8 protein-coding genes are annotated in these 11,216 nt (G+C 39.5%); 3 read left to right on the top strand and 5 right to left on the bottom strand.

The features are described from left to right. From ACK4HO_RS12345 to ACK4HO_RS12325, 5 genes are all read right to left on the bottom strand, one after another. Positions 1-584: M48 family metallopeptidase (locus ACK4HO_RS12345; RefSeq protein WP_409666234.1), on the bottom strand; the 584-nt coding region annotated here is incomplete at its 3' end. Between the two features lie 79 nt (positions 585-663). Then, positions 664-3,063 (bottom strand): glycoside hydrolase family 31 protein, encoded by a 2,400-nt coding sequence (locus ACK4HO_RS12340; protein ID WP_409666232.1) that lies wholly within the window; start codon positions 3,061-3,063, stop codon positions 664-666. Positions 3,064-3,226: 163 nt separating this feature from the next. Then, positions 3,227-5,131, bottom strand: coding sequence for a 1,4-alpha-glucan branching protein GlgB (gene glgB, locus ACK4HO_RS12335; RefSeq protein WP_409666230.1), 1,905 nt, complete (start codon positions 5,129-5,131; stop codon positions 3,227-3,229). A 153-nt stretch (positions 5,132-5,284) separates the two neighbouring features. After that, positions 5,285-6,919: a maltokinase N-terminal cap-like domain-containing protein gene (locus ACK4HO_RS12330; protein WP_409666228.1), complete on the bottom strand. Its 1,635-nt coding sequence runs from the start codon at positions 6,917-6,919 to the stop codon at positions 5,285-5,287. Next, positions 6,919-8,859, bottom strand: a complete 1,941-nt coding sequence (locus ACK4HO_RS12325) for an alpha-1,4-glucan--maltose-1-phosphate maltosyltransferase (protein WP_409666226.1) — start codon at positions 8,857-8,859, stop codon at positions 6,919-6,921. Before ACK4HO_RS12325 ends, ACK4HO_RS12330 begins: the two co-directional genes overlap by 1 nt. A 74-nt stretch (positions 8,860-8,933) precedes the next feature. Here ACK4HO_RS12325 and ACK4HO_RS12320 point away from each other — a divergent pair, with 74 nt between their 5' ends. The 3 genes from ACK4HO_RS12320 to ACK4HO_RS12310 all read left to right on the top strand — a co-directional run bounded on the left by ACK4HO_RS12320 (position 8,934) and on the right by ACK4HO_RS12310 (position 10,887). Next, complete coding sequence (locus tag ACK4HO_RS12320; RefSeq protein WP_409666235.1) at positions 8,934-9,797, top strand: alpha/beta fold hydrolase; 864 nt, start codon at positions 8,934-8,936, stop codon at positions 9,795-9,797. A gap of 3 nt (positions 9,798-9,800) precedes the next feature. Next, entirely contained in the window at positions 9,801-10,442 is a 642-nt protein-coding gene (nth, locus tag ACK4HO_RS12315) for an endonuclease III domain-containing protein (RefSeq protein WP_409666225.1), read from the top strand. Between the two features lie 112 nt (positions 10,443-10,554). Further along, on the top strand, positions 10,555-10,887 hold the full coding sequence (locus ACK4HO_RS12310; protein ID WP_409666223.1) for a hypothetical protein: 333 nt from the start codon (positions 10,555-10,557) through the stop codon (positions 10,885-10,887). Positions 10,888-11,216 lie beyond the last annotated feature (329 nt).

Below are 11,216 nucleotides of genomic sequence, written 5' to 3'. Positions count from 1 at the left end.
CTAAAAGGCATCATGGCTCCAAACTGTGAAACACCTGAATAGGCCAACATAGCTAACTGCTGGGTTTCAGCCGTTTTTCCTCCTGTAGCTACAGCGACACCAGCTGCACCGGCTTGTTGTAACATTCCTGCACTCATACGTTGCTGACCATGATTGGCAAGCGCGTGTGATACTTCGTGACCCATAACCGTGGCTAATCCTGTTTCGTCTAGCGTAATAGGAAGAATACCTGAGTAAACTACAATTTTACCGCCTGGCATACACCATGCGTTCACTTCTTTGTTTTCTACCAATTTATATTCCCATTGGTAATCTTTCAAATAATCCGAATAGCCATTGGCATTTAACCATTTTTCGGCTGCCGATCTGATTTTCATCCCAACATTTTCTACTTTTTTGGCATCTGCTGTTCCAACCAATACTTTGTTTTCTTTCAGAAACGTTCCGTATTGCTGGAATGCGGTCGGGAAAATTTGGCTGTTATCCACCAAAGCCATAGTACTTTTTCCGGTAAACGGATTTTTGGCACAAGAAGCTACCAACATAATAGTCAGCAATGCGCAAAATAAAATTCCTTTTTTCATAATTGTTTAATTTGAATTACAAATTTACTAAATCCATATTCCAAAAGATTATATAATTTGGATTATTAATTTACATAATTTACGCCCCAAATAAATGTATTTCTGTAAAATCTTTGCCTATAACTAATGAATTATCTCCATTTAGTTGTACTTGATCGAGGGTTATTTTTTCATTATCCAATTCGATTTTCTTCACTTTAAACGGCAATCCTTTTAAGTTAATTTTGAATTTGGAATACTGTGTTTCAAATGTCCCTTCAGTATGTTGTTGAATGATTAATTCTTTGTCTTTTCCGTTGAGTGTAAACGTTCTCAATGAAAAACGACCTTTGTTATAATCATAACCGTCTTGGGCATCTTCATAGACCGTTGATTTTTCTTTGCCCACTTTGTAATAAGCATCCAAAGTCAATTCATCAAATTGCAATTCGCCCACATATTGTTGTACCGGATATTTCGGAATAATCGAACCTTCTTTGATGAAAATCGGAATTTGGTCGAAACTGGTTTTAATCCACAGTTCTTTCTTTCCTTCGACCAATTCATTCGTCCAGAAGTTGTACCAATTGCCTTTTGGCAAATACATTCTTCTGCCTTGAGCGTTTGGTTCTAATATTGGGCAGACCAAAATTTGGTTCCCAAAAATAAACTCATCCGTTCTGTAATGCGTATGGAAATCGTCTTGGTCAAAATACACTAAAGGTTTCAACATTGGTGTTCCTTCATTGACATATTGCCAGAACATGGTGTACAAATACGGTAACAATTGATAGCGCAATTCCACAAATTTTCTGGTGATATCAATTACTTCATCTCCAAATGACCATGGTTCTTGTTCGCCGTGATCGCCCGAAGAGTGCGTTCTGCAGAAAGGATGGAATACGCCTAGCTGAATCCAACGTGCATACAATTCGCCCGAAGGTTGCTCGGCAAACCCACCAATATCAGAACCGGTAAAGCCCATTCCCGACATCGACATGCGTTGCATTTGGATATTGGCTATCCATAAATGTTCCCAACTGGCGACGTTATCACCTGTCCAAGACGAAGTATAACGCTGCGCTCCGGAATAAGCCGAACGCGTAATGATAAACGGTCTCTTCGGATACGAGAATCGTTTTACGCCTTCATAAGTCGCGCGCGCCATTTGTGTTCCGTAAACGTTATGTGCTTTTCGGTGACTACACGGATTTCCATCGTAATCGTGGCGAACGTCATTGGGGAAAGTTTTTCCGGGAACGTCCATTACGGCCGGTTCATTCATATCATTCCAAACGCCTTTTACGCCAATTTCCGAAATCAATTCTTTGAACAATCCTGCCCACCATTCTCTTACTTCGGGATTGGTATAATCGGGGAAATTACATTCGCCCGGCCAAACTTTTCCTTTCATAAACGGACCATCGGCACGTTTGCAAAAATATCCTTTGGCTAAAGCTTCTTGGTAAACCCAATAATCTTTATCGATTTTAATACCGGGATCAATGATAACGACTGTTTTAAAACCGTCTTTGGCTAGTTCGGCAACCATTCGTTTTGGTTCGGGGAAGTATTCTTTGCTCCAAGTAAAACAGCGGAAACCTTCCATATAATCGATGTCTAAATAAATCGCATCACAAGGAATTTTAAGTTCTCTGAATTTACTGGTAACTTCTTTTACTTTGCTTTCCGGATAATAACTCCATTTACATTGGTGGTAACCTAAGGTCCACATAGGCGGCAACTCAGGTTTTCCGGTTAAATGGGTATAATTGATGACAACATCACTCATTTTCGGACCGTAGAAGAAATAATAATTCATTTCTCCACCTTCTGCCCAAAAACTGGTCACATTTCTGCGTTCATGACAAAAATCAAAATAAGTTCTGAAGGTATTGTCAAAGAAAATTCCGTAAGCTTTATTGTGGTGTAAACCTATGTAAAACGGCACTACTTTGTATAGCGGCTCTTGGTCTTTGTGGAAAGCATATTGGTCGGTTGCCCAATTTTCAACTCGTTTTCCTTTAAGATTCAAATGTGTTGGCTTGTCGCCCAAACCGTAAAAACTTTCACCGTCTTTAGACATCTTACTCATTTTTACAATATTCCCGCCATGTTCATAACATTCTTCCCAATGGAAACCGATTTCGTCTTCCAGAATCGTAAAACCGTCAATGTCGTGTATGGAGATTTTTAAATCTTTTTTATTGACTTTACAAAAAACTTTGCTGGTTTTGATTAGGTAAAATTGTTGTTCTTCTATGACTTCCAATTGGTTGTAACCATGCGATTGCGTTTTGTCAATAGCATAAGAGAAGTCGTTGCTAAAGTAACCTTTGGTGGTGTATCGGAAGCGAATTAAACTGTCGCGAAGTATGGTAATTTTTAAAATTACATTGTTGTCGGTATTAAAATAAATACTGTCAACATCTTGTTCGAAGGAAACTATTTTGGTAGGGAATTGATCGCCTTTAAATTCAAGTTCTTGGTTGGTAATCATAAGATTGTATTTGTGTCGAGTGCCAAATTTACAAAGATGACAACGATAATTTTGTATCTGGGTTAAGTAGTTTTTAACTACAACGTTTGCGAATGATAATAGTATAATTAAACCTGTCAAATTTTAAAAATCTGACAGGTTTAGTAAATGAATTAATAACCTTTTAAGAAATCTTATAAACGGTAACGCCCAATGGTGGCAAAACCAATTCAGCTGAATAGTCTCGGTAATTCCATGCGGCTTTGTCGATTTTGATTGGTTTGGTCATAACGACACCGCTTCCGTTGTATTCAATTGCATCAGAATTGAAAATTTGTGTTAGTTTTCCTTTTGCAGGCAATCCTATTCTGTAATTTTGTCTTACTACCGGAGTAAAATTGGCCACAATAATCAAGTCATCTTTTGGGTTTAATCCTTTACGGATATAACTCAACACTGCATTTTCACTATCGGAATAATTGATCCATTCAAAACCATCTACGTGGAATTGCTTTTCGTACATCGCCGGATTACTTTTGTATAACGCATTCAAATCGGTGATGCATTTTTTGATGCCAGCATGGTAGCCGTATTGTAACAAATGCCAATCTAAACTGCCTTCAAAATTCCATTCGCTGCTTTGCCCGAATTCGGCACCTTGGAACAATAATTTTCCGCCCGGATGTGTAAACATATAGCCATACAACAAACGAAGATTAGCAAATTTCTGCCATTCATCGCCCGGCATTCTGCCTAAAATGGAATGTTTGCCATACACAACTTCGTCATGCGACAACGGTAGCATAAAGTTTTCAGTAAACGCATACGTCATTGAGAAAGTCAGGTCGTTTTGGTGGAAACGTCTGTAGATTGGTTCTTTTTTGAAATATTGTAAAGTATCGTGCATCCAGCCCATCATCCATTTCATACCGAAGCCTAAACCTCCGATGAATGTTGGTCGCGACACCATTGGAAAACTGGTGCTTTCTTCAGCTATCGTTTGCACATCAGGGAAAGCTGAATAAACCGCTTCGTTGAAATCTTTTAGGAAACTGATGGTGTCTAAGTTTTCTCTGCCACCGTAAATATTTGGTTCCCATTCGCCTTCTTCTCTGGAATAATCTAAGTATAACATCGAAGCTACAGCATCAACTCTTAAACCGTCAACGTGGTATTGTTGTAACCAAAAAATCGCGTTACTGATTAAGAACGAGCGCACTTCATTGCGGCCATAATTAAACACCAAGCTTTTCCAATCGGGATGGTAGCCTTTTCTTCTGTCCGGGTGTTCGTATAAGTTGGAACCATCGAAAAATCCTAATCCGTGTGCATCATCAGGAAAATGCGATGGTACCCAATCCAAGATGACTCCGATTCCGGCTTGGTGTAATTTATCGACCAAAACCATGAAATCCTGTGGTTTTCCGAAACGGGAAGTCGGGGCAAAATAACCCACCAACTGATAACCCCAAGACGGATCATATGGATATTCCATGACCGGCATGAATTCGACGTGGGTAAAACCGGTTTCTTTGACGTAAGCGACCAATTGGTCAGCCATTTCGAGATACGTTAGGAACTTGCCTTCACTGTTTCTGCGCCATGAACCTAAATGCACTTCGTAAACCGAATAAGGTTTGTCTAAACCGTTTTTGTCTTTGCGCATGTCCATCCATTTTTTGTCTTTCCACTTGTAGTCTAAGTCCCAAATGACTGAGGCAGTTTGTGGCGGATGCTCGCAGTATAGCGCAAACGGATCAGCTTTTTCGGTAATGATACCGTTATTGTTGGATTGTATTTTGTATTTGTAGGTCGTGCCTTTATCAACACCGGGAATAAATCCTTCCCAGATGCCTGATGCGTCCCAACGTACGTTGAGTTGGTGTTCACCTTGTATCCAATAATTGAAATCGCCTACGACGGAAACCGAACGTGCTGATGGAGCCCAAACGGCAAAGTAAACGCCTTTTATGCCATTCACTTCGGTGAGGTGAGCGCCGAGTTTTTCATAGAGTCTGAAATGTTTTCCGGCTTTGAATAAATCGATGTCAAAATCGGTAAAAAGCGAATGTACTTGTACTTGGTTCATGTTGTTATTTTATTTTTATCGCGAATTTGCGACTGTCTTTTTATTTTATATCAATTCACACGAGCGAAGCGACTGCCGAAGGAAATCCTATCTAGCCCCGACCTGCCTGCGGGCAGGCAGGTTGCAGCGGGAATTACCATTCCTGAAACTGCCCTACACTTTCGCTTCAAATTCCATGATGCTGGCAATTCCCGTTAATGGAATCACTGCCCAACGTGGTCTGGAGTTGAGTTCGTAGCCGAGTTCGTAAACCGCTTTTTCGAGGATGCAATATTTGAGCAGGAAGTCGATTTCTTTCCGGTAACCTATATTTAAATTGCCTCCTTGAGCGACTTCGGTGTAGGTTTGCAAAAACACGCCCACGAAATATTTGAATAAGATTTCGCCTGCTTGGAACAATTCTTTTTGTTCGTATGGATATTTGTCTTTGTTGTTGAAAATGGTCGCATAAATAGAATAATGAAATGAGCGAAACATTCCGGCGACATCTTTCAGCGGCGGTTGTTTTACTTTTCGGTCGCGAATAGTGCTTTCCGGTTCGCCTTCAAAATCGAGCAAATAGAAATCGTCGCCGTTGACCAAAACTTGTCCCAGATGGTAATCACCATGAATTCGGATGCGTTCGGATTTCATTTTAGTCCAGTCGAAATCGAGAAACAGTTTACGAATTTCTTTTTTGTTGTCGAGGAATTGATTGGCGAGTTCGAGCGCCAAACCGTCTAGTTTGTGCAAATTATTTTCTAAAATATTTAATCGGTTTTGGAACTGGTACGTCAAACGGTTTTTGAGCCAAACGGTGTAATCGCCGTTGTAAGTCGTTGGCGTAAAAGCTGTATCTCGAATGTCTCCACCGAGTGCGATATGCATTTCTGCTGTTCTCGTTGCCAGCGTATGAATACGAAGAAAAATGCTCAATCCTGCCCAATCGATGATTTCGTGTGGCACTTCATTTATTTTTAAGCGCTTGAACAATTCGATATCGGGCAATTTGGCAATCTTGATTTTTTTGTGTTTGAGGTTGTCGAAAATCCGATCAACTTCTTCTAACATAAACTGCCAAGCATCGCCTTGATTCGGCACCAATTCTTGCATTAAACCCAAAGTGATATTCCCCTCGGATAAAACTACACTGATGCTTCCGGTGTAGGCTGGCGAATGTTGGAAATCCATCGTTTCGGTTAGGAAACGGCTAATTTCGTAATCGGGATTCATGCTGATGTAGATTCTTCGAAAGATTTTGAGTACCAAAGTTCCGTTGTAAATAATGGAAGTATTGCTTTGTTCTACGCCCATGAATTTAGACGATTTGTATTCTTTGTCTTCGAGTTTTTCGCCTTTGTGGAATTTGACTTTTTCGTCTTTTCCGGCGGAAGTCACTATTCTGTCAAATAATAATTTTCGGAAATCTTCTTGGTGTAGGGCATCGACTAAAAATCCTTCTTGACCGCCCATTTTTACCGGTGCTATGATGGTATTGGTATCCAATTCTTCTTCAGACATGAAGGAAATCGGCATGAAATAATGTTGGTAAAAAGCCTCTTTAAAATTCACTTCCAATAAAACCCCATAATAGGTATTTTTCTTAGAGGTAATTTTGAACCAATCCACGACTTCGATATACTTTAGCGTGCTGGCTTTTCCGCCATACCATCGTTTGTTGATAATATAGTTTTCCAAAATATCCGAAGAAAACACTTTTATAAATTCTTCGTCCTCAAAGGCAGTTTTCCAATCCGTTTTAAAAACATAAGGATTGATAAATTCATCTTCATTAATTTTAGTATCCATTACTTCATAATTTTAAATAAATGAAATGGTAATGCCGGATGCAATTCTACGAAGTTCCATTCTTTGTCCCAAAAATAACTGTTACCGGTAATCAAATCGACTACTTTAATGGTTTGCCCCGGCTGAACACCCAAAGCTTGTAAAGGCAATTGAATCCATGTTTGCTTAGCATAATAAGGATCGAGACTGCAAATCATCAGCGTTTCGTCTAATCGCGAATCGTCATATTTGTAATAGGCTAAAACTTGATCGTTATCGGTATTGCAAAACTGAATGTTGTTCGTTTGCTGCAGTGAAGGTTGTTCGTGACGAATTCGGTTTAATCTTGTAATCAACGTAATCAACTTGTTTTGCACGGTCCAATCCCAATGGTAGACTTCGTATTTCTCTGAATTGAAATATTCTTCTTTGCCCGGCATCGCTTCGGAAACCATGTATTCATAGGCCGGACCGTAAATCCCAACGCTGGAACTCAAAGTAGCCGCCAAGAAATATTTGTGAAGGTACACACTTTCGTTGCCGCTTTGTAAAGCATAAGGCAAAATATCCGGAGTGTTCGGCCAGAAGTTTGGTCGATAGAAATCGGCTTGGTTGGTTTTGGTTAATTCTTCAACGTATTCGATTAGTTCGGCTTTGGTATTGCGCCAAGTGAAATAAGTATAGGATTGCGAGAAACCTTGTTTGGCCAACTCATGCATTACTTTTGGAGCCGTAAAAGCTTCCGCTAAAAAGAGCACATCGGGATGTTTTTTCTTGATTTCGGCAATTAACCAACCCCAAAAATAAAATGGCTTTGTGTGTGGATTATCGACTCTGAAAACTTTGACATCACATTCTTCCACCCAGAACAAAGCTACGTCGAGTAACTCCTTCCAAAGGTTTTTCCAATCACCGCTTTCAAAGTAAATCGGTTGAATATCTTGGTATTTTTTGGGTGGATTTTCGGCATATTGTACTGTCCCGTCCGGACGCCATTTGAACCACTGTGGAAAATCCTTTACATACGGATGATCCGGTGCGGCTTGCAAGGCATAATCCATAGCGACTTCAATTCCCAAACTTCTTGCGGCTTTTACTAAGGACTTGAATTCGTCAATCGTTCCTAAATCCGGATGTGTTGATTTGTGTCCGCCATATTGAGAACCAATTCCCCAAGGCGAACCTACATCTCCGGGTTGGGCGTTGGTTGCGTTATTTTTTCCTTTACGGTTAACTTCTCCAATCGGATGAATCGGCGGAAAATATAACGTATCAAATCCCATTGCTGAAACTCTTGGCAATAATTTTTCACAGTCTTTAAACGTACCGTGTTTGTCTTTTTCTTGTGATGCTGAGCGTGGGAAAAATTCGTACCAAGTACTGAACAAAGCTTTTTTTCTATCTACATAAATTTTTAATTCTGCCGAAGTATTGGCTAAAGTTCGGGTTGGGTATTTTTCGAAGATGTGGTGTAATTCTTTGGATAGGGCAATTGCTGCGGCTTTGTCGTATTGTTTTTCGTCTTGGAAAGCTTTGATTGCGGATGTTAAATAAGTCTTCTCGGCTGCCGTCACTTCTTTTAAAATCGCTTGACAATATTCGGCGCCTTCGAGTAATTCTGATTTTACGTGTTGGTTGTCTTGGATTTTTCTTTCGGTACCGTGTTGCCAATTTAGCGCATAATCAACCCAACCTTCTACGAAATAACTATAGTGACCTTGTTTTTCTACTTTGAATTGAGCGGTCCATTCATCATTGCCCAATGCTTTCAATCTTACCTCTTGCCATTTTTTATCCTTTTCGTGTTTGTATTTTACACAGCAAGCAATGACGTCATGGCCATCGGCAAAAACATTGGCTTTTACGATAACCGTTTGTCCAACAATTCGCTTGATATAAAAAGCACCTCCGTCTAATTGAGGCGTTACATTTTCAATAATTATTCGGGTTTGATTTTGCATTTTGACTTATATTTATGATGTTGAAATTTAAAAAAAATTATTTTAACTTTTGGTCAGCCAAAAAAATTATTGAAATGACAAAAAAATCCCCAATAAGCAACCAATCATTGCAAATTCCTAAGCCAATTCTCTTTACAGCTAAATTATTAGAGGCAATTTCTCCAAAACTAGTCACACTCTTTGCTGCTAAATTATTTACGACACCTATAAAACACAAAATTCCCAAGAGAGAACTCCATATGGAGCAAAATAGTAGGCAAAGCAGATTGTTGGTTCCCGGTCTCAAAAAAGAAGTCACCGTTTATGAATATGGTGAAGGAGAAAAAAAAATATTATTGGTTCACGGTTGGTCAGGACGAGGCACACAATTGGTTAAAATTGCGGATGAATTAGTAAAATTAGGTTACCAAATCGTAAGTTTTGATGCTCCGGCTCATGGCAAATCAGAAGGAAGAACAACGATTATGACCGAGTTTATTGCTTCTATTTTGGAAATTGAAAAACAACATGGTCCTTTTAAATTTGCGATTGGTCACTCGCTTGGTGGGATGTCGATTTTGAATGCAATAAAACAAGGTTTTAAGGTTAAAAAAGCGGTAACTATTGGAAGTGGCGATATTATTGAAGACATTTTGGATGATTTTGTAGCTAAATTGAACCTGAATCCTAAAATTGCCGGAATGTTGAAACAACATTTTGAAAGTAAGTTTGGTGAATCTATGGAAAATTATTCTGCTCATGAAGCAGCTCAAGAAGTTAAGATTCCTATATTGGTAATTCATGACCAAAATGACCACGATGTTAATGTAAAAGCCGCTCATAATATTGATAAACACCTTGAAAATAGTGAGCTAATGATTACCGAACATTTAGGTCATCGAAAAATATTAGGGAATGAAATAGTAATTAATCACATCAAAGAATTTTTAAAAGCATAAGTTATGAGTTTATTTGAAACCACCGATTGGGCTGCAAAATTACAGCCCATTATAGATTTATATAAAGACAAAAAACATCCGTTAGATTACGAAAATCTATACCAATTGATGGTTATGGTGATTTTGTCGGCGCAGGATTCTGATGCTAATATTAACAAAATTGCACCGACATTGTTTAAAGAATACCCGAATTTAGAGGCTTTATCAACGGCTTCATTTGATAGTTTATTTCCATTAGTAAGTAAAGTTCGAAACTTTAACACCAAATCGAATTGGCTAATCGAAATCGCACAAACGTTAAAAACCGACAGTAATATCCCAACCAATTTACCTGAATTAATTGCTTTAAAAGGCATTGGCAGAAAATCAGCCAATGTGATTATGCGAGAAATGAAAGTATCGGCCGAAGGGATTATTGCCGACTTACACGTAATTCGTGTTGCACCCAGAATTGGTGTCATTCAAGAAGCCAAAGACGGAAATAAAGTTGAGAAGCAATTGATGGAAGCACTTCCAAGAGAAATTTGGGGAGAAATCGGCATGGCAATATCCTTTTTAGGAAGAGAAACTTGTAGACCTACCAATCCGAAATGCCCACTGTGTCCTATTCAAAATGAGTGTCAATATGATTTGAAAACTATATAATTTGGGCGTGCCCCTTCGGGTCGGGCTATCCGGGCTACATGGTAGCCTCTCCTATCCCTCACGCAAGTAACTGCAAAAAGAAAACTCCCTTCATCATTTAGATATCCAGCCCTTGCAATTAGAAAACTCTCTACTGCAACTAGATATCTCATCACTGCTATTAGATATCTTGCTACTGCAAAAAGAAAAACCCTCACTGCAATTAGATTTCTCCTCACTGCAAAAAGAAAACTCCCTACTGCAATTAGATATCTTGCTACTGCAAAAAGAAAACTCCTCACTGCAACTAGATTTCTCGTCACTTCAACTAGATATCTCGCCACTGCAAAAAGAAAACTCCTCACTGCAAGTAGATATCTCGTCACTGCAGAAAATACAATCGCAACAACAATACTGTCACCCTGTCCCGATAGCTATCGGGATGTCGAAGGGCAACCCGCTGTAAAACAAAAAACCCCGTTCGTTAGAACAGGGTTTTATAAAAAAAAGCCTGCCTGCCGGTAGGCAGGGCGGCGACATACTCTCCCACATAACTGCAGTACCATCTGCGCAATCGGGCTTAACTGCTCTGTTCGGAATGGGAAGACCTGCCTGCCGGCGGGCAGGGGTGAGCCCCGGCATTTGATATTAAGAGGAGGAAGCCAGTGGGCTTTAGGCCTGCCTGCCGGCAGTCAGGTACGCGAACTTGAGTTCGCCTATAAGTATAAAACAAAAAACCCTATCCAAATAAATGAATAGGGTTTTATAAAAAAAGGCGGCGACATACTCTCCCAC

The sequence above is a fragment of the Flavobacterium sp. genome, from assembly GCF_046296355.1.
Classification (GTDB): domain Bacteria; phylum Bacteroidota; class Bacteroidia; order Flavobacteriales; family Flavobacteriaceae; genus Flavobacterium.
The sequence above is the reverse complement of the archived record's forward strand: the minus strand, read 5'-3'. Positions and strand labels throughout refer to the sequence as shown.

What these genes read in the sequence shown, in the direction of transcription:
- ACK4HO_RS12325 (WP_409666226.1), bottom strand. Translation starts at nt 8,859, where the DNA reads ATGCAAAATCAAACCCGAATAATTATTGAAAATGTAACGCCTCAATTA.
- nth (WP_409666225.1), top strand. Translation starts at nt 9,801, where the DNA reads ATGAGTTTATTTGAAACCACCGATTGGGCTGCAAAATTACAGCCCATT.
- ACK4HO_RS12330 (WP_409666228.1), bottom strand. Translation starts at nt 6,919, where the DNA reads ATGGATACTAAAATTAATGAAGATGAATTTATCAATCCTTATGTTTTT.
- glgB (WP_409666230.1), bottom strand. Translation starts at nt 5,131, where the DNA reads ATGAACCAAGTACAAGTACATTCGCTTTTTACCGATTTTGACATCGAT.
- ACK4HO_RS12320 (WP_409666235.1), top strand. Translation starts at nt 8,934, where the DNA reads ATGACAAAAAAATCCCCAATAAGCAACCAATCATTGCAAATTCCTAAG.
- ACK4HO_RS12340 (WP_409666232.1), bottom strand. Translation starts at nt 3,063, where the DNA reads ATGATTACCAACCAAGAACTTGAATTTAAAGGCGATCAATTCCCTACC.